The organism is Knoellia locipacati, from assembly GCF_007992835.1.
In the GTDB taxonomy this organism is placed as follows: domain Bacteria; phylum Actinomycetota; class Actinomycetes; order Actinomycetales; family Dermatophilaceae; genus Knoellia; species Knoellia locipacati.
Genome location: NZ_BKBA01000003.1, coordinates 242,193 through 260,606, shown reverse-complemented (window position 1 = coordinate 260,606; position 18,414 = coordinate 242,193). Strand labels below are relative to the sequence as shown.

16 protein-coding genes are annotated in these 18,414 nt (G+C 72.3%); 10 read left to right on the top strand and 6 right to left on the bottom strand.

What is annotated here, in order from left to right:
• The first annotated feature begins 42 nt into the window (after positions 1 to 42).
• Both KLO01_RS02705 and KLO01_RS02700 read left to right on the top strand, forming a co-directional pair.
• Positions 43 to 1,047, top strand: a complete 1,005-nt coding sequence (locus KLO01_RS02705; RefSeq protein WP_147062010.1) for a LacI family DNA-binding transcriptional regulator — start codon at positions 43 to 45, stop codon at positions 1,045 to 1,047.
• Positions 1,044 to 2,084 (top strand): class I mannose-6-phosphate isomerase, encoded by a 1,041-nt coding sequence (locus tag KLO01_RS02700; RefSeq protein WP_147062009.1) that lies wholly within the window; start codon positions 1,044 to 1,046, stop codon positions 2,082 to 2,084. The genes KLO01_RS02705 and KLO01_RS02700 overlap by 4 nt, the downstream gene beginning before the upstream one ends.
• A 6-nt stretch (positions 2,085 to 2,090) precedes the next feature.
• Here the strand turns inward: KLO01_RS02700 and KLO01_RS02695 are convergent, their stop codons facing one another.
• The gene (locus KLO01_RS02695) at positions 2,091 to 2,312 is read right to left on the bottom strand and encodes an RNA-binding S4 domain-containing protein (protein ID WP_147062008.1); all 222 of its coding nucleotides are present in this window, start codon (positions 2,310 to 2,312) and stop codon (positions 2,091 to 2,093) included.
• A gap of 42 nt (positions 2,313 to 2,354) precedes the next feature.
• On the opposite strand from KLO01_RS02695, the gene KLO01_RS02690 reads away from it, so the two are divergent.
• Positions 2,355 to 3,044, top strand: coding sequence for an aspartate/glutamate racemase family protein (locus KLO01_RS02690; protein WP_147062007.1), 690 nt, complete (start codon positions 2,355 to 2,357; stop codon positions 3,042 to 3,044).
• A gap of 115 nt (positions 3,045 to 3,159) precedes the next feature.
• Here the strand turns inward: KLO01_RS02690 and KLO01_RS02685 are convergent, their stop codons facing one another.
• Positions 3,160 to 3,447 carry a WhiB family transcriptional regulator gene (locus tag KLO01_RS02685; protein ID WP_147062006.1) on the bottom strand — a complete coding sequence of 96 codons (288 nt, stop codon included), beginning with the start codon at positions 3,445 to 3,447 and terminating at the stop codon, positions 3,160 to 3,162.
• Between the two features lie 225 nt (positions 3,448 to 3,672).
• Between KLO01_RS02685 and guaB the strand changes: the two genes are divergently transcribed.
• Entirely contained in the window at positions 3,673 to 5,286 is a 1,614-nt protein-coding gene (gene guaB, locus KLO01_RS02680) for an IMP dehydrogenase (protein WP_246136021.1), read from the top strand.
• A gap of 47 nt (positions 5,287 to 5,333) precedes the next feature.
• Positions 5,334 to 5,498, top strand: a complete 165-nt coding sequence (locus KLO01_RS17030) for a hypothetical protein (protein ID WP_186827888.1) — start codon at positions 5,334 to 5,336, stop codon at positions 5,496 to 5,498.
• Between the two features lie 3 nt (positions 5,499 to 5,501).
• Here the strand turns inward: KLO01_RS17030 and KLO01_RS02675 are convergent, their stop codons facing one another.
• On the bottom strand, positions 5,502 to 6,539 hold the full coding sequence (locus KLO01_RS02675) for a P1 family peptidase (RefSeq protein WP_147062005.1): 1,038 nt from the start codon (positions 6,537 to 6,539) through the stop codon (positions 5,502 to 5,504).
• A 68-nt stretch (positions 6,540 to 6,607) separates the two neighbouring features.
• Positions 6,608 to 8,239, bottom strand: coding sequence for a DHA2 family efflux MFS transporter permease subunit (locus KLO01_RS02670; protein ID WP_307725651.1), 1,632 nt, complete (start codon positions 8,237 to 8,239; stop codon positions 6,608 to 6,610).
• A 142-nt stretch (positions 8,240 to 8,381) separates the two neighbouring features.
• On the opposite strand from KLO01_RS02670, the gene KLO01_RS02665 reads away from it, so the two are divergent.
• From KLO01_RS02665 to KLO01_RS02645, 5 genes are all read left to right on the top strand, one after another.
• A complete protein-coding gene (locus tag KLO01_RS02665) occupies positions 8,382 to 9,503 on the top strand; it encodes a GuaB3 family IMP dehydrogenase-related protein (protein WP_147062003.1) in 1,122 nt (373 codons plus the stop codon).
• An 84-nt stretch (positions 9,504 to 9,587) separates the two neighbouring features.
• Positions 9,588 to 11,180 (top strand): succinic semialdehyde dehydrogenase, encoded by a 1,593-nt coding sequence (locus KLO01_RS02660; protein ID WP_147062002.1) that lies wholly within the window; start codon positions 9,588 to 9,590, stop codon positions 11,178 to 11,180.
• A 35-nt stretch (positions 11,181 to 11,215) separates the two neighbouring features.
• Positions 11,216 to 12,970 carry a GMC oxidoreductase gene (locus tag KLO01_RS02655; protein ID WP_147062001.1) on the top strand — a complete coding sequence of 585 codons (1,755 nt, stop codon included), beginning with the start codon at positions 11,216 to 11,218 and terminating at the stop codon, positions 12,968 to 12,970.
• A gap of 26 nt (positions 12,971 to 12,996) precedes the next feature.
• The gene (locus KLO01_RS02650; protein ID WP_186827887.1) at positions 12,997 to 13,896 is read left to right on the top strand and encodes an SDR family NAD(P)-dependent oxidoreductase; all 900 of its coding nucleotides are present in this window, start codon (positions 12,997 to 12,999) and stop codon (positions 13,894 to 13,896) included.
• Entirely contained in the window at positions 13,893 to 14,690 is a 798-nt protein-coding gene (locus tag KLO01_RS02645) for a 2-oxo acid dehydrogenase subunit E2 (RefSeq protein WP_147061999.1), read from the top strand. The genes KLO01_RS02650 and KLO01_RS02645 overlap by 4 nt, the downstream gene beginning before the upstream one ends.
• A 72-nt stretch (positions 14,691 to 14,762) precedes the next feature.
• Here KLO01_RS02645 and KLO01_RS02640 read toward each other — a convergent pair whose 3' ends face one another.
• Positions 14,763 to 16,556, bottom strand: a complete 1,794-nt coding sequence (locus KLO01_RS02640; protein ID WP_147061998.1) for an ABC transporter ATP-binding protein — start codon at positions 16,554 to 16,556, stop codon at positions 14,763 to 14,765.
• Between the two features lie 3 nt (positions 16,557 to 16,559).
• Positions 16,560 to 18,365 (bottom strand): ABC transporter transmembrane domain-containing protein, encoded by a 1,806-nt coding sequence (locus KLO01_RS02635; protein ID WP_147061997.1) that lies wholly within the window; start codon positions 18,363 to 18,365, stop codon positions 16,560 to 16,562.
• Positions 18,366 to 18,414 lie beyond the last annotated feature (49 nt).

Below are 18,414 nucleotides of genomic sequence, written 5' to 3'. Positions count from 1 at the left end.
GTGACAGCGTTGTCAGGGAAGCGGACATCGGCGCGGCCGACCATGGCCGACGTCGCGGCGGAGGCGCACGTCTCCGTCAAGACGGTGTCGCGCGTGGTCAACCGCGAGCCGGGGGTGCGCCGCGACACCGAGCAGCGCGTGCGCGGGGTCATCGACCGGATCGGCTTCATGCGTCACGACGGCGCGCGGATCCTGCGCCAGGGCCGCACCCAGACCATCGCCCTCGTCGTCGAGGACCTCGCGAACCCCTTCTACTCGCAGATCGGCGCCGCGGTCGAGCGTGAGGCCCGGATCCGCCAGCACCAGCTCATCACCGCGTCCGCGGAGGGCTCGCCCACCCGCGAGCGCGTCGTCCTCGAGGGACTCATCAACCGGCGGGTCGACGGGCTCGTCGTCGTCCCCGCCGGAGAGCGCCCGGCCACCGACCCGACCGTCTCGGCCAGCGGCACCCCGATCGTCTACGTCGACCGGCCGGTGCGCGGCGAGCCCTGCGACACCGTCATCAGCGACAACCCGGGCGGGGTCCGCAGCGCCGTCGAGCACCTCGTCGCCAACGGTCACCGGCGGATCGCCTTCCTCGGTGACGACGCCGAGTTCTGGACAGCCCGCCAGCGGCGCGAGGCCTTCGTCGCCATCCACGACGCCCTCGGGCTGCCCGGCGACACCCGGATCGCGATGGGCCCGCACACCGTCGAGAGCCTCGCGCCACGCCTCGACGCCTGGTCCCGCGAGCGCACTCCCATCACCGCGGTGATCACGGGCAACAACCGGGTCACCCTCAACGCGCTGCACGCGATGCGCCAGGTCGGCATCGAGATGGGCCTCGTCGGCTACGACGACTTCGAGCTCGCCGACCTCATCGAGCCGGCCGTCACCGTCGTCCACCAGGACCCCACCTCGATCGGGCAGAAGGCCGTCCTCCAGCTGTTTGCACGGCTGCTCGGCGACGAGTCACCCGCCCAGACCGTCGTCATGCCGACCCGGCTCATCGTCCGCGAGTCCGGTCGGCTCCCCGCATCGCTTCGTGCACGGAAGGCTCTCCCATGACCGACACCTCGACCGCCGCGGCGCAGGCCGTCACCGCCACGCTCGCGCCGAACACGCCCCGCCGCTTCTACCGCGGCGGCGAGCGCGTCCTGGCCTTCCGTGGCCTCGCCGTCCCCGACGGGTTCGACGGCCACCGGCCCGAGGACTGGGTGGGCTCCACCGCCCGCCTCTTCGCCGAGGGCGGTGGGGGAGTGACCACCCTCGACGACGGTGTCGAGCTCCCCGACGCACTCGCCTCCGACCCCGAGGGGTGGTTCGGCGCCGACCACGTCGCCCGCTTCGGTGGTGACCCCAACCTGCTCACCAAGCTGCTCGACAGCGGTGAGCGCCTGCCGGTGCACTCGCACCCGAGCCGCGAGTTCGCTGCCGCCCACCTCGACTGCGACCACGGCAAGACCGAGGCCTGGATCGTCCTCGTCGCCGACCCCGGCGCCACCGTGTGGGTCGGGTTCCGTGACGAGCTGTCCGACGACGACCTCGCCGGACTGGTCGACGCGCAGGACGAGCAGCTCCTCGCAGCCCTCAACCCGATCCACGTCTCCGCCGGTGACGCCGTGCTCGTCCCTGCCGGCCAGCCGCACGCCATCGGCGAGGGCGTCCTCATCCTCGAGCTCCAGGAGCCCACCGACTTCTCGGTCATGCTCGAGCACGCGCGCTTCGGCCTCGAGCTCGACCACGCCTTCCTCGGCCTCGACCGCCCGCTCGCGCTGCGCAGCGTCGACCACGGGCCCGTCGACGCGGCGCGCCTCGCGTCGCTGCGCAGCCGCTGGAGCGACGTCGAGGGCTCGGGCCCGGCCCTGCCCGACGAGGCGAGCGCCTACTTCCGCGCCGAGGTCGTGCGGCCGGTGACGGGCGACGTGACGGTCGACGCGGCATACGCGGCCGTGGTCGTGGTCCGCGGGGCCGGCACGCTCACGACGCGGCACGGCGCGCGCGAGGTGCGCGAGGGCGACGTCCTGCTCGTGCCGCACGGTGCGGGGGAGGTCACCGTGGGCGGTGACGTCACCCTGATCCGCTGTATGCCGCCCGCCCCCTGACCGGGGTCAGCCCTCCGCGACGACGGCGAGGGTCTCGCCGGCGTAGGTGACCGTGTCGCCGGGCCGGACCTGACGGCCCCGGCGGGTGTCGATCTCACCGTTGACCTCGACCTCGCCCGCCTCGATGACCGCACGCGCGTCGGCGCCGTCCTCGACGACCGAGGCGAACTTGAGGAGCTGGCCGAGCCGGATGCTCTCGCCGGCGATGGGGATCTCGATGGGGGTCACGCTGCCAAGGATAGGTCGAGCGCGTGGCCTAGGCTCCGAGCCATGCGCATGCTGGGAGTCCTCGGCGGGATGAGCTGGACGAGCACCGAGAGCTACTACCGCATGCTCAACCGCTGCGTGGCCGAGCGGCTCGGCGGGCTGCACTCGGCCCGGCTCCTTCTCCACAGCGTCGACTTCGCCCCGGTGGCCCAGGCCCAGCACGACGGCGACTGGGACGCCACCGTCGCCGTCCTCGCCGACGCAGCGCGGGGGCTCGAGCGCGGCGGTGCCGAGGCGCTGCTGCTCGCCACGAACACGATGCACAAGGTGGCCGACGAGCTCGAGCAGGCGTGCGGCCTCCCGCTGCTCCACATCGCCGACGCCACGGCCGACGCGGTCCTCGCCGACGGCATCGAGCGGGTCGGTCTGCTGGCGACGGCGTTCACGATGGAGCAGGACTTCTACACCGGCCGGCTGGCCGGACGTGGCATCGACGTCCTCGTCCCCGACGCGGGTCAGCGTGCGGAGGTCCACCGGGTGATCTACGACGAGCTGTGCCTCGACGTCGTGCGTGACGAGTCGCGCGACGCCTACCGCGAGGTCATCGCCTCGCTCGTGCAACGGGGGGTGCAGGCGGTCATCCTCGGGTGCACCGAGGTCTCACTGCTCGTCTCGCAGGCGGACAGCAGCGTCCCCCTCTACGACACCACCCGCATCCATGCGGATGCGGGTGTGTCGTTCATGCTCGGGTGACCGGGACATCACACCCTGATCCGTCCCAGCCACCCGGCACGTTGTGCCGGCTGGCTGGGAATGTCCCTGGTCACTCCCAGCCAGCCGGCGGTTCGATCACTCGCGGCGAGGGCAGTCAGCTCGCGAGCTCACGTCTGTTGATGACTCGGACGCGCTCGTCCTCCGTCATCCCGCCCCACACCCCGTAGGGCTCGCGGGACGCAAGGGCGTGCTCACGGCAACGGCGGAGCACCGGGCAGGAGTCGCACACGGCCTTGGCGCGGTCGTCGCGGCTGCGGCGCTGGTTGCCGCGCTCGCCCTCGGGGTGGAAGAAGACCTCGGGGCTCACCTGACGGCAGTGTCCCTCGAACTGCCACTCCCAGACGTCGAGCGTCGGCTTGGGCAGTCGTGCGATGTCGGTCATGTCCCCTCCTGTCCGCTGCTGGCCGAGTCCTCGGCAAGCTCTCTCGTCGGCTCATCCCTCGTGGGCAGTGTCAGGCTAGGAACCGCATGGCAAGATCTGGGTCAGTGCGGGGTAAGAACTTGGCAAAGTCCTGCGGCGCGACCGGGAACCGCAGGTCAGCGGGGTGGGGGACCGGCGGTTGGGCGCCGGTTCGGTGCCTCGTGGCCGCTGCTCTAGAATCGGCAGATGAGCCTTGGTGTCGACCGCCCCACCCACCTCGAGGCCGAAGCCGCCGCTCCGGCGCCGCTGACCACCCCGCCTCCGGCCCCCGGCCCGGCCGCTGCCGAGCTGGGCGCGTCCGGCCTCCCCGCGCCGTTCGCGGAGCTCGGCCTCACCTATGACGACGTGCTCCTCCAGCCGGGTGAGACCGACGTCATCCCCAGCGAGGTCGACACGACGTCGCGACTCACCCGCGAGATCAGCCTGCGCGTGCCTCTCGTCTCGGCCGCGATGGACACCGTGACCGAGGCCCGGATGGCGATCGCCATGGCCCGTCAGGGTGGGCTCGGCATCCTGCACCGCAACCTCTCGATCGAGGACCAGGCCTACCAGGTCGACCTCGTCAAGCGCACCCAGACGGGCCGCATCTCGAACCCCGTGACGATCGGTCCGGACGCGACCCTCGAGGAGCTCGACGAGGAGTGCGGCCGCTACCGCGTTTCCGGCCTCCCGGTCGTCGACCCCGGCATGCACCTCCTCGGCATCGTCACCAACCGCGACCTGCGCTTCACGCCGGTCGCCGAGTGGGGCACGACCCTCGTGCGTGACGTCATGACCCACTCGCCGCTCATCACCGGTCGTGAGGACATCAGCCACGACGAGGCCACGAGCCTGCTGCGCCAGCACAAGCGCGAGCGCCTGCCGCTCGTCGACGGCGAGGGCCGCCTCACCGGGCTCATCACCGTCAAGGACTTCGTCAAGTCCGAGCAGTTCCCCCACGCGAGCAAGGACGGCTCCGGCCGGCTGCTCGTCGGTGCTGCCGTCGGCTACTTCGGCGAGGCCTGGCAGCGCGCCACGACCCTCATCGAGGCCGGTGTCGACGTGCTCGTCGTCGACACGGCCCACGGCCACGCCCGCCTCCTGCTCGAGATGATCGAGCGGCTCAAGAAGGACCCGGCCACCCGCCACGTCCAGATCATCGGCGGCAACATCGCCACCCGCAGCGGCGCCCAGGCGCTCATCGACGCCGGCGTCGACGGCGTCAAGGTCGGGGTCGGCCCCGGCTCGATCTGCACGACCCGCGTCGTCGCCGGTGTCGGCGTCCCGCAGGTCACCGCGATCCACAACGCCGCGCAGGCCTGTGGCCCGGCTGGCATCCCGCTCATCGGCGACGGTGGCCTGCAGTACTCCGGCGACATCGCCAAGGCGCTCGTCGCCGGTGCCGACTCGGTGATGATCGGCTCGCTGTTCGCGGGCTGCGAGGAGTCGCCCGGTGAGCTCGTCTTCATCAACGGCAAGCAGTTCAAGGCCTACCGCGGCATGGGCTCGCTCGGCGCCATGAGCTCGCGCGGCAAGAAGTCGTACTCCAAGGACCGCTACTTCCAGGCCGACGTCACGAGCGACGACCAGATCGTGCCCGAGGGCATCGAGGGCCAGGTCGCCTACCGCGGCCCGGTCGGTGCCGTCGCGCACCAGCTCATCGGCGGTCTGCACCAGTCGATGTTCTACGTGGGCGCCCGCACCGTCCCGGACCTCAAGGCCAAGGGCCGCTTCGTCCGGATCACGACCGCGGGTCTCAAGGAGAGCCACCCCCACGACATCTCCGGCATCGTCGAGGCGCCGAACTACTCCTCGCGCTGAGGTCCGTGCGTCACACTGGGTGCACCAGCGGACGCAGGAGGGCGCAGATGGCCGACACCGGGACCCCCAGGGACCTCGAGCAGCGAGTCCACGTCGACCTGCCGCGCATCACGGTGGACGAGATGACGACCTCGCAGGACGTCACGCCGCCGCCGGACCCCACCGGTGGCCACGACGTCGACACCGAGTTCATGATCCGGCACTTCGGCTGAGTCTCAGCCGAGCGTGAGGCGGTCGCGCCACGACGACAGGGCGACTCCGCCGTCGGCCGTGCGGTCGACCGAGGTCGCGGCGAGCATCGCGTGACCGATGGCGCGCGTGACGCAGTCCGCGGCGGCCTGCTGGACCCGGACGAGGTCGAGCTCGGTCGGCGCTGCGACGTCACCCGTCGCGAGGGTGAAGATCGCGTCTCCGTCGTATGCCGTGTGCACCGGTGACAGCGCTCGGGCCAGCCCGTCGTGGCTCACCTCGGCGAGCTTGCGGCACTGGACCTTGGTGAGCGCCGCGTCGGTCGCGACGACGCCGATCGTCGTGGCCGTCCCTGCACGCAGGGCCTGCAACGCCGCCTCCTGCTCGTCCCAGTAGGACTGGGCCGAGGCAGGGTCGGGCGTGGGCACGTCGGCGAACTCGTCCGCGAGACCGGAGCGGACGGCATACAGGCTGCCGTCGGCAGCGCAGGGAGAGCCCATCGCGTTGACGACGACGATCGCACCCACGGTGACGCCGTCGACGACGGCGCTCGCCGTGCCGACCCCGCCGCGCAGCCCGCCGGCCCGAGCCCCCGTGCCGGCGCCCACCGACCCCTGGGCCACGGCACCGTCGCGGGCCTCGCGCCAGGCCCGGGCTCCGTCGTCGGCGGTCGGGACGTGGGCGAACGCGCCACCGCGACCGAGGTCGAAGACGACCGCCGCGGGCACGATCGGGACGACCTCGCCCGGCTCGCCGACCGGCCAGCCGAGCCCGGCGGCATACGCCGCCTGCATGACGCCGTCGGCCGTCGCGAGACCGAAGGCACTGCCACCGGACAGGACCACCGCGTCGACCCGGTCGACCGAGCAGGTGGGGGAGAGCAGGTCGGTCTCGCGGGTGCCGGGCGCCCCGCCGCGCACGTCCACACCGCCGACCGTGCCCTCGGGTGGGACGACGACCGTGGTGCCGGTGAGCCAGCCCGGCTCGTCGCGGGTCACGTGGCCGACGCGGACTCCCGCCACGTCAGTGATGGCGTCGAACGGTCCGGGGCGTGGTGCCTGCATGCCCCCAGCATGCCGAAGGCCGGCCCACCGCGAACGGTGGACCGGCCTTCAGGACGGGTGCGAGGGCGTCAGTGCAGGATGACCGGAGGGGCGACGTCGGCCGCGTCCGCGTCGTCGAGCAGGTGGCTCTCCTCGTGCTTGCGCGGCAGGAAGGCCGCCGTGACCAGCGTGAACGAGACCATGATCGCGGCGACGAGGAAGGTGCTGCCGAAGACCTCGCCCATGGCGTTGTGGACCGCGTCCTGCAGCGCCGCCTGGCCCGCGGCCGCGTCGTTGCCGAAGCGGCCGAGGATCTCGCCCACGAGCGGGAACTCGCGCAGCAGCGACGCGGTGTTGGCCGGGTCGGCCTTGGAGGCCTCGGCGAAGGCGCCGGCCTGCGACACGAGCGGGTCCTTGGTGAGGCCGTTGGTGAGGACGACCGAGATGATCGCGACACCGATCGAGCTCGCGACCTGCTGGCTGATGTTGAGCAGCGTCGAGCCGCGCGCCACCTGGTGCGACGTCAGGGTCTTGATGGCCGACGTCATGAGCGGCATCATCGTCGCGCCCATGCCGAGACCCATGACGAAGAGCACGGGGATGAGGTAGCCCCAGTAGGACGTGGTGCCGTCGACCCGGGTGAGCGCGAACATGCCGGCGGTGATCGTCGCGAGACCGAAGGGCACGATGCGGCCGACCGGGAACTTGTCGGCGAGGGCGCCGGCGATCGGCATGGTGAGCATGGCGCCGATGCCCTGCGGGGCGACGAGGAGACCGGCGTCGAGGGCACCCTCGCCGCGCACCTGCTGGAGGTAGGTCGGGACGAGGAGCAGACCACCGAAGAACGCACCGGCGAAGATGAACATCGTGACGATGGACCACGTGAGGTTCTTGTTCTTGAACAGGCGCAGGTCGAGCAGCGGGTGCTCGGGCTTGAAGCTGTAGAAGACGAACGCGATGATCAGCGCGAGCCCCACGCCGGCGAAGCCGAGCACCTTGGCCGAGAAGAACGTGCCCTCCTCGGGGATCGAGGAGATGCCGTAGAGGAAGGCCGCGAGGCCCGGGCTCATCATGAGCATGCCGACGAAGTCGAAGGACTCGGTGGGCTCGGGGGCGTCCTTGGCCAGGGCCCACCACGCGTAGACGAGGGCGCCGACGCCGAGCGGCAGGTTGATGAGGAAGATCCAGTGCCAGGACACCTTGTCGATGAGCCAGCCGCCGAGGATGGGGCCACCGATCGGGCCGAGCAGCATCGGGATGCCGAGGATGGCCATGAGGCGACCCATGCGGGCCGGGCCCGCGGCGCGCGTCATGATCGTCATGCCGAGCGGCATGAGGAGGCCACCACCGAGGCCCTGGATGACGCGGAAGAGGATGAGCATGTTGATGCTCGTCGCCGCGGCGCAGAGGACGGACCCGAGGGTGAAGAGGAGCAGGGCCAGCATGTAGAGGCGCTTGGTGCCGAACCGGTCGGCGGCCCAGCCCGTGAGCGGGATGACCGTGGCGAGCGCGAGGGTGTAGGCCGTGACAGTCCAGGCGACCGTGGAGTAGGGCAGCGGGTTGTCGACCCCGGTGAACGTCACCTGGAGATCCGGCAGCGCGACGTTGACCACGGTGATGTCGAGGATCGACATGATGGCGCCGAGGACGACGACACCTGCGACCTTGAGGACGGCACCGTCGATCTTGTCGGGGTACTCGATGGGGGCAGAGCTGGACACGGGCGAGGACTCCTCAGAGCAATGGGTGTGGGTGGTCGGCTCCATTGCCGGCGCGCGGGAACACCCGCACCGAGCATTGTGCTCCGCTCCCAACCCCCGGCGCCAGTCCGTTGTTCCCCGGGCGCCCCGTTAGTCTTCCGGGGTGAACGAGATCGAGATCGGACGTGGCAAGCGGGCCAGGCGCGCGTACTCCTTCGACGACATCGCCGTGGTGCCGTCGCGCCGAACGCGCGACCCCGAAGAGGTGTCCGTGGGGTGGCAGATCGACGCCTACCACTTCGACCTCCCGGTGATCGGTGCGCCGATGGACTCGGTGATGTCGCCCGAGACGGCGGTCGCCTTCGGCAAGCACGGCGGGCTGCCCGTCCTCGACCTCGAGGGCCTGTGGACCCGCTACGAGGACCCGGCGCCGCTGCTCGCCGAGATCGCGACGCTCGAGCCGGCGCTCGCGACCGCGCGGATGCAGGAGATCTACCAGGCCGAGATCGTCCCCGAGCTCATCGTCGAGCGGCTGCGCGCCATCCGTGAGGCCGGGGTCACGGTCGCCGGTGCCCTCACGCCGCAGCGCACCCAGCAGCTCTGGAAGACCGTCGTCGACGCGGGCGTCGACCTCTTCGTCATCCGTGGCACGACCGTCTCGGCCGAGCACGTCTCGAGCCGCGCCGAGCCCCTCAACCTCAAGCGCTTCATCTACGAGCTCGACGTGCCGGTCATCGTCGGTGGCGCCGCGTCCTACTCCGCCGCGCTGCACCTCATGCGCACCGGCGCCGCTGGCGTGCTCGTCGGCTTCGGTGGCGGGGCCGCCCACACGACCCGTCGCACGCTCGGGATCCACGCGCCGATGGCGTCGGCGATCGCCGACGTCGCCGCCGCCCGCCGCGACTACCTCGACGAGAGCGGTGGCCGCTACGTCCACGTCATCGCCGACGGCGGTGTCGGCACGAGCGGCGACATCGTCAAGGCGGTCGCCTGCGGTGCCGACGCCGTGATGCTCGGCGCCGCCCTGGCCCGCGCCACCGAGGCGCCCGGCCGTGGCTTCCACTGGGGACCCGAGGCCCACCACTCCGAGCTGCCGCGTGGCGAGCGCGTCGAGGTCGGCGCCGTGGCCTCGCTCGAGGAGGTGCTGTTCGGTCCGAGCAGGGTCGCCGACGGCACAACGAACCTCGTCGGTGCCCTGCGCCGCGCCATGGCGACCACCGGCTACACCGAGCTCAAGGACTTCCAGCGGGTCGAGGTCGTCGTCGCGCCCTACGAAGGCGGCTGACCCCTCGCCCGTCGGGCCGGTGGTGGGTCGCAGGTCTCACTCTCGCCCCTGTCCTGCGGGGCGCGCGGAGGTTACTCTGGGGTAATGGCCGACGTCATCGCAGACCCGGAGCTCGACCCCACCGCCACGTATGCCGTGGACCCGAGCCGCGCACGCAGGCTCGCCTCCCGCGTCGTCGCGAGCCCCGGGGCGGAGCAGCACGTGAGCCACACGCCGATGACCGGTGCGCCGCTTGCCTCGCTGCCCGTCTCGTCGCCGCAGGACGTCTCGGTCGCCGTGGCCACGGCCCGCACCGCCCAGCGCGCATGGGCCCGCACGAGCCTGGCCGGGCGCGCCGCCGTCCTCCTGCGGTTCCACGACCTCGTCCTCACCCGCCAGATGGAGCTGCTCGACCTCATCCAGCTCGAGAGCGGCAAGACCCGCCACGACGCCTTCGCCGAGATCGCCGACACCGCCAACACCGCGCGGCACTACGCCCGCCGTGCGCCGTCCTACCTCAGGGACGAGCACCCCATGGGGGTCTTCCCGATCGTCACCCAGACGGTCGTGAGCCACCTGCCCAAGGGTGTCGTCGGCATCGTCTCGCCGTGGAACTTCCCGCTCATCCTCGCGATCACCGACGCGCTGCCGGCCCTCATGGCGGGCAACGCCGTCGTGCTGCGCCCCGACCAGCAGACCTCGCTCACGGCGCTCGCGGCCCACGAGCTGCTCATCGATGCCGGGCTGCCCGAGGGTGTGCTCCAGGTCGTGCTCGGACCGGGGTCCACCACCGGACAGGCGGTCGTCGACCAGGCCGACTACGTCTGCTACACCGGCTCCACGCCCACCGGCCGCACCGTCGGCGTCGCCGCCGCGCAGCGGCTCGTCGGCTTCAGCCTCGAGCTCGGCGGCAAGAACTCGATGTACGTCGCCGCCGACGCGGACGTCCCCAAGGCCGTGGCGGGTGCGCTGCGCGCCTGCTTCAACGGCGCCGGGCAGGTCTGCATCAGCGCCGAGCGGCTGCTCGTCCACCGTGACGTCTACGGCGAGTTCGTCACCTCGTTCGTCGAGGCGGTGGAGGCGATGCGCCTCGGCACGTCGCTCGAGTACGGCCCCGAGATGGGCTCGCTCGTCGGACAGGCCCAGCTCGACACCGTGACCCGGCACGTCGACGACGCGCGGGCCAAGGGCGCCATCGTGCTCGCCGGTGGTCGCGCGCGGCCCGACATCGGTCCGTTCGTCTACGAGCCGACGGTGCTGTCCGGCGTCACCCCCGACATGGAGTGCCGGGACGGCGAGACCTTCGGACCGGTCGTGTCGCTCTACGAGGTCGACTCCGACGACCGGGCCGTCGAGCTGGCCAACGACACCGAGTACGGCCTCAACGCCTCGGTCTGGAGCCGCGACGTCCGCCGCGCCCGCCGGATCGCCTCGCGGATCCGCACGGGGACGGTCAACATCAACGACGGCTTCATCCCCGCCTGGGCGAGCACCGGCGCGCCGATGGGTGGCATGAAGGCCTCGGGCATCGGCCGCCGCCACGGACGCGAGGGCATCCTCAAGTACACCGAGAGCCAGAACGTCACGGCGCAGCACGTCATCGCGCCCCTCGCCACGCTGCCCGGTGTCTCGCAGGAGACCTACACCAAGGGGCTCACCCTCGCCCTGCGGGCCATGAAGGGGCTGGGGCTGCGGTGAGCGGTGGTGACTCGGCCGTGGATGTGAACGACGACGTGAACGTCGACGTGGACGTCGTCGTCATCGGGACCGGCTTCGGCGGGTCGGTGGCCGCGCTGCGCCTGGCCGAGAAGGGCTACTCGGTGCACATGCTCGAGGCCGGCCGGCGCTTCGAGGACGAGGACCACGCCGCGACCTCGTGGGACCTGCGCAACTACCTCTGGGCGCCGCAGCTCGGCTGCTACGGCATCCAGCGGGTGCACCGGCTGCCCGACGTCATGATCCTCGCCGGTGCGGGAGTGGGGGGCGGCTCGCTCAACTACGCCAACACGCTCTACGTCCCGCCGGAGGCGTTCTTCCGCGACCAGCAGTGGGGCCACATCACCGACTGGTCGAGCGAGCTGGAGCCGCACTACGCGACGGCGTCGGCGATGCTCGGTGTCGTCGAGAACCCGTGCGAGGGCCCGGTCGAGCAGATCTGGCGCGACGCCGCCACCGAGATGGGCGTGCCCGAGACCTTCCGCAAGACCCCCGTCGGCGTCTTCTTCGGACAGCCCGGCGTCGAGGTCGAGGACCCCTACTTCGGCGGGGCCGGGCCGCGCCGCACCGGGTGCGTCGAGTGCGGCAACTGCATGGTCGGCTGCCGTCACGGCGCCAAGAACACGCTGCGCAAGAACTACCTCCACCTCGCCGAGGCCCTCGGTGTCGTCATCGAGCCGATGCGCACCGTGACCCGGCTGGGAGTCGTGCCGGGCAGTGAAGGAGCGGACCCGGCATACGGGACCGGCGGAGCCGTCCACCGTGTCCTGCACGAGCGGACCGGACCCGTCCACGGCCGCGACCCACGCGTCATCACGGCACGCCACGTCGTCGTCGCCGCCGGGACCTGGGGCACCCAGACGCTGCTGCACGCGATGCGTGACGAGGGCGAGCTGCCGCGCATCTCCGACCGGCTCGGTCACCTCACCCGCACCAACAGCGAGGCGCTGCTCGGCGCGATGACCCAGCACCCGCACCCCGAGGCGGGCCTCGCCGAGGGCGTCGCCATCACGGCGTCGTTCCACCCCACCGAGGACACGCACGTCGAGAACGTCCGCTACGGCCCCGGCTCCAACGCGATGGGGCTGCTCACGACGCTCATGGTCCCCGGTGACACGCGGTGGCCGCGACCGGTCCAGTTCCTCATCGAGCTCGCGAAGCAGCCCCAGGCGTTGCTCAGGCAGTTCCCGATGACGACGCGGTGGAGCGAGCGCACCGTCATCGGGCTCGTCATGCAGACGCACGACAACTCGCTGCGGGTGTCGGGTCGCCGTGGCCTCTTCGGGCGGCGCCGGCTCACCTCGCAGCAGGGGCACGGGCTGCCCAACCCGAGCTTCATCAAGGAGGGGCACGACTCGATGCACGCCGTCGCGCGCCGGCTCCAGGAGGTGACCGGCGACTACACCGTGGCCGGTGGCACCTGGGGCGAGGTGTTCGACGTGCCGCTCACCGCGCACTTCCTCGGTGGCGTGGCGATCGGCGAGAGCCCGACGAGCGGTGTCATCGACCCCTACCACCGCCTCTGGGGCCACCCGGGCATCTCCGTGGTCGACGGGTCCGCGGTCTCGGCGAACCTCGGGGTCAACCCGTCGCTGACGATCACCGCGCAGGCGGAGCGCGCGATGTCGTTGTGGCCCAACAAGGGCGACGTCGACGAGCGTCCCGTGCAGGGCGAGGACTACCGCCGCCTCGACCCCGTGCCGGCGGCACACCCGGCCGTGCCCGAGGTGCGTCGGGTCGATCTCGGTATGCCGGCGCTGCAGACGGTCTGAGCGCTGCGGTCCCGCAGACTGTGACGGTGCGACTCTCCGGCAGACATGTCCTCCTCACCGGCGCGACCGGCTCCCTCGGTCGGCCCCTGGCCCGTGAGCTGGCCCGCCGCGGAGCCCGGGTCACCGTGGTCGCCCGGGGGCTCGGGCCACTGCTCGAGCTCGCCGACGAGGTGAGGGGGCATGCCGTCCCGGCGGACCTCACCGACCTCGCGTCGCTCCCCGACGTCGTGGCCTCCGCCGTGGCGGAGCACGGCCCCGTGGACGTCCTCGTGCACAACGCCGGGGTCGAGGCAGTCGGGCCCTTCGCGCACGCCGGCCCGGGCGACGTCAAGCGGACGGTCGCCCTCAACATCGCCGCTCCGCTCGAGCTGACGCGGCTGGTCCTGCCCGCCATGATCGCCCGCGACAGCGGGTCCGTCGTGGCGATGTCGTCCCTGTCCGCGGTCGCCACCTTCCCCGGGCTGTCGCTCTACGGCGCCACGAAGGCCGCCCTGTCGGCGTCGATGGCCGGGCTGCGGCTCGAGCTGCGCGGCACGCGAGTGCGGACGCTCACCGTCGAGATCGGCCCGGTGGCCTCGTCGATGATGGACCGGATCGTCGAGGACCCGACGTCGGCAGCGGCCTTCGCAAGGGCCCGCCGCACCCGGCTCCTGCGTGACCTCGAGCCTGCCGACGTGGCCCGGTCCGTCGTCGCGGCGATCGAGGCGGGACGCCCGCGTCTCACCCTGCCGCGGCGGGCGGCACCGCTGGCCGGGCTGTCGCACGCACCACGGGCCGTCGTGCGCGCGGCCCTCACCGGGGTCGCGCACGTCACCCACGCCGCGCCCGCCGTCTCCGTGGCGCCGGCCGCCTCTGTGGCGCCGGCCGCCTCTATGGCGCCGGCCGCCTCCGTCGCCCGGCCCGCGGCCGACGGGACGACGGGATGAGCCCGCGCAGCGTGCGCCGCAAGATCGCCGTCGCGACCTGGCGCGCGCCCTCGGAGGGCCGGATCTCGGCGCGGGTCGAGGTCGACGTGTCGGCCGTGCTCGACCACGTCGACCGGCTGCGGTCCGAGCACGGCGTCCGGGTGACCCTGACCCACGTCGTCGGCGCCGCCCTCGGACGGGCCATGCGCGAGGTGCCCGAGGCCAGGGCGCGGGTGGTGTTCGGGCGGATCGTCCCGATCGAGGACTGCACCGTCGCCTTCGCGGTCGACATCGACGACGGCGCGGACCTGGCACCCGTGCGCGTCCACGGCGTCGACCGGCTCACCACCGTGGAGGTCGCTCGGGCGGTGGAGGCGGGTGCGCGTGACCTTCGTGCCGGTGAGGACCGATCGTTCCGTCGGTCGAGCTCGATCCTGCGCGCGCTCCCGGTCGCGGCCATGCGCCCGGCCGTGGGGCTGGCGAGCGTGGTCACCGGCGGCCTGGGCCGTGGCTTCGTCGGGCAGCCGGGACGGCCCCTCGGGACCGCCTTCGTCTCCAACGTCGGAAGTCTCGGGCTCGACGAGGCACACCTCGCCGCGGTGCCCTTCGCGCGCGTGCCGGTCTATCTCGCGGTCGGCGCGGTGCGGGACCGCCCCGTGGTCGTCGACGGCGAGGTCGTCGTCCGCCCCACCGTCGTCCTCGTGGCCACCGCCGACCACCGGATCGTCGACGGCGTCCACGCCGGGATGCTGCAGCGTGCGCTGCTGCGTCACCTGTCGGACCCGGCCGGCATGGACGTGCCCGCGCGTCCCTGAGGTTTGCCTGCCCTCCCAGAGCGTGGGACCCGGTCCCTCAGTCCGCCCACGCAGAGCATGGGACCCGGTCCCTCAGTCCTCGTCTCGCCAGGCGCGCCACAGCGCGGCGTACGCGCCGTCCCGCGCGATGAGCTCGTCGTGCGTGCCGAGCTCGGTGATCCGACCGTCCTCGACGACACAGACCCGGTCGGCGTCGTATGCCGTGTGCAGCCGGTGCGCGATCGCGACGACGGTGCGGCCCTGCGTCACCGCCGCGAGCGAGCGCTCGAGGTGGCGCGCGGCGCGAGGGTCGAGCAGCGAGGTCGCCTCGTCGAGGACGAGGGTGTGCGGGTCGGCCAGGACGAGACGGGCGAGGGCGAGCTGCTGCGCCTGGGCCTCGGTGAGGACGTGCCCACCCGAGCCCACGGTGGTGTCGAGACCGTCGGGCAGCGCCCGGACCCATCCGGCCGCGTCGACCGCGTCGAGCGCGGCATACACGTCGTCGTCGGAGGCGGACGGGCGCGGGAGGCGGAGGTTCTCGCCGACGGTGCCGACGAAGACGTGGTGCTCCTGGGTCACGAGCGCGACCTCCCCGCGCAGCGTGGGCAGGGTGAGGTCGACGAGCGGGACGCCACCGACGGTGACGCGGCCCGTGCGAGGGCCGTCGATGCCGGCCATGAGGCGCCCGAGCGTTGACTTGCCGGCGCCGGACGGCCCGACGATCGCGAGCCGCTCACCGGGTCGCAGGGTCAGCGAGACACCGTGCAGGACGTCGCGCCCCTCGCGGTAGGAGTAGCGGACGTCCTCGACCTCGATCGTCTCGCCGAGCGGCTGCTCACCGGTGGCGACGCGGTCGGGTGGCACCTCGCCGACACCGAGGACACGCGACAGGGAGGTCGCAGCGAACTGGATCTCGTCGAGCCAGCTGATGAGGTCGCCCAGAGGGTCGAGCATCTGCTGGATGTAGAGCGTCACCGCGGTGGCGGCGCCGATCGAGACGTGGCCGTTCCAGGCGAGCCAGCCGCCCCAGAGGACGGACACGGCGATGGGCAGGAAGAAGCCGATCTCCAGCCACGGGAACCAGCGCAACCGCAGGCCGACGCCGACCCGCTCGGCACGCCCGGCCTCGTCGAGCGCCTCGTCGAACCGGGCGCCGCGCTCGGCGGACAGTCCGAGGTTGTCCATCGTGCGCAGACCGTCGATGGTCTCGGCGCCGACGGAGTTGAGCCGGGCATAGCTCGCGTGCTCCCAGAGATAGACCTGTCCGGCGCGCTTGAGGTACCAGCGGCTCGAGGGCACGTGGACGAGCAGGGGAGTGAGCAGCGCCAGCGCGGCCAGCGGTGAGGTGAGGACCGCGGCGACGACGGTCGCGGTCACGGTCATGACGGACACGACGATCGCGGGGATGCCGAAGCGGATGACGTGGGTCATCGCGTCGATGTCGTTGGTCGTGCGCGCCACGAGGTCGCCGGTGCCGGCGCGCTCGAGTGTCGACAGCGGGAGCCGCACGGCGTCGCGCACGAAGTCCTCACGCAGCCGCGCGAAGACGTGCTCGGACAGGATGAACGCCGCCCTGCGGGCGAACCACGTGAGGACGGTCTGGGTGAGGATCGCGGCGACGAGGAGGGCGATGAGGACGTCGATCCGGCGCAGGCTCGCGGCCTGCGCACCCGACCGTGTGACCTCCTCGACGACCTGCCCGACGACCCACGGCCCGACGAGGCCGACGAGCGCGGCGAGGCCGTGCAGCGCGAGCACGACGAGCAGCGGCCGGCGGTGGTCGCGCAGGAGGACCCGCGTGTGCGCGACGACGGTCTGGCGGCTCGCGATGGGCAGCGAGCGCTTCGCGTGGTCGGTGTCGCCGATCTGGGTGAGGATCGGTGTCATCGGTCAGTCCTCCTCTCCGCGCAGCACGACGCGTCGGTATGCCGGGTGGTTGCGCACGAGGTCGCGGTGCGTCCCCTCGGTGGTCACGGTGCCGTCCTCGACGAGGAGGACGCGGTCGGCCCGGTCGAGCACGAGCGGGCTCGCCGTGACGATGACGGTCGTGGATCCGTTGCGGTGCTTGGGGATCCGCTCGGCGATGCGGGCCTCGGTGTGCGCGTCGACCGCGCTCGTGGGCTCGACGAGGACGAGGACCTCGGGGTCGCGCAGGAGCGCGCGGGCGAGGGCGAGCCGTTGGCGCTGCCCGCCCGAGAGCGAGCGGCCGCGCTCCTCGAGCTCACCGTCGAGGCCGCCGTCGATCGACTCGATCGCATCCATCGCGTCGGCGGTGTGGAGGGCGGCCAGCAGCGCGTCGTCGTCGGGGGACCCCTGGGGGTCGGTCGTCTCGGCGCCGAGCTCGCGGCGGACGGGCCCGCTGAACAGGTGCGGGTCCGACTGCGACACGACGATGGTGCGGCGCACGAGCTCGATCGGCAGGTCGTCGATCGCGACACCGCCCAGGGTGACGCCGTGGCGCCCCGCGACGGTGCGACCCAGGCGGGCGGCGATGGCCGCGGAGTCCTCGGGGTTCGCCGACACGATCGCGGTGAGCTCGCCGGGCAGCACGCGCACGCCCGACGCCGGGTCCACGAGCTCGCTTCTTGCCGGAACGTCCGACTTATTGCCCCATTGGGACCGGTCCGCGGGAGGCGAACCTGGGTCGGAAGCGTCCCAATGGGGCAATAAGTCGGCCCCTTGGCCCGTCGGGTGGTCGGGCTCGGCGACGAGGATCGCGACGAGGCGGCGCGCCATGACCCGTGAGGTGATGAGCTTGTTGACGAACTCGGTCGCCGTGCGCAGCGGCATCGTGAGGAACGCCGTGTAGCCGTAGAACGCGACGAGCTGCCCCGGCGTGATGTCACCGGCGACCGCGAGGTGGGCGCCGAGCCCGGTGACGACGACGACGAACACCCCGGGCAGCAGCACCTGCGAGGCGTCGAGCAGCGCCTGGACCCCCGACAGCCGCACACCGGCGGCACGGACGCGACCGGACTGACCGGCATACCGGCTCAGGAAGGTCTCCTCACCACCGACGCCACGGAGCACGCGAAGGCCCGACACGGTGTCGGCCCCGAGCGCGGTGAGGGCGCCGGACTCGGTCCGCTGCGCCTCCTGGCGCTTCTGGAGCGGGCGCATGACGAACGCGAGCGAGGCGAGCAGCAGCGGTCCGCCGACGAGCATGACGAGCCCGAGCAGCACCGAGCCCTTGAGCAGGATGACCGAGACGACGACGAAGCTCGCGATCGCCCCGGTGAACCGCGCCGACACGTCGAAGACCTGGCCGACCTTCCAGAAGTCGTTGGCGAAGGCGGTGAGCACCTCGCCGGCCGGCTTGTCGCGGGTCAGGGCCGGGCCGGCGCGACGGACCGCGCGCTCGGTGACGATCGCCGATCGGAACGCCGCGAAGAGCCAGTTGCGCACCGCGAACCAGTGCCGCAGGTTGGTCGTGGCGGCGCTGACGAGACCCATGCCCATGATGACGCCGGACCAGAGCAACAGCGCCCGACCGTCGCGCGCGACGAGCCCGTCGTCGATGGCCTTGCCGATGGCGGCGGGCACGAGGGCGATCGACAACATCCACGGGATGCCGAACGCGGCACCGCCGACGACGGTGCGCCACTGCCGCCGCACCAGCCAGAGCAGGAGGCGGTCGGCGTCGGTCGGGGGAGTGGCATCGGCCTCGAGGGCATAGGGCCAGGGTTTCGTCGGCATCTCGTCCCCAAAGGTAGGAGTCGGCACCGACGTCGAGCCACCGAGTTTC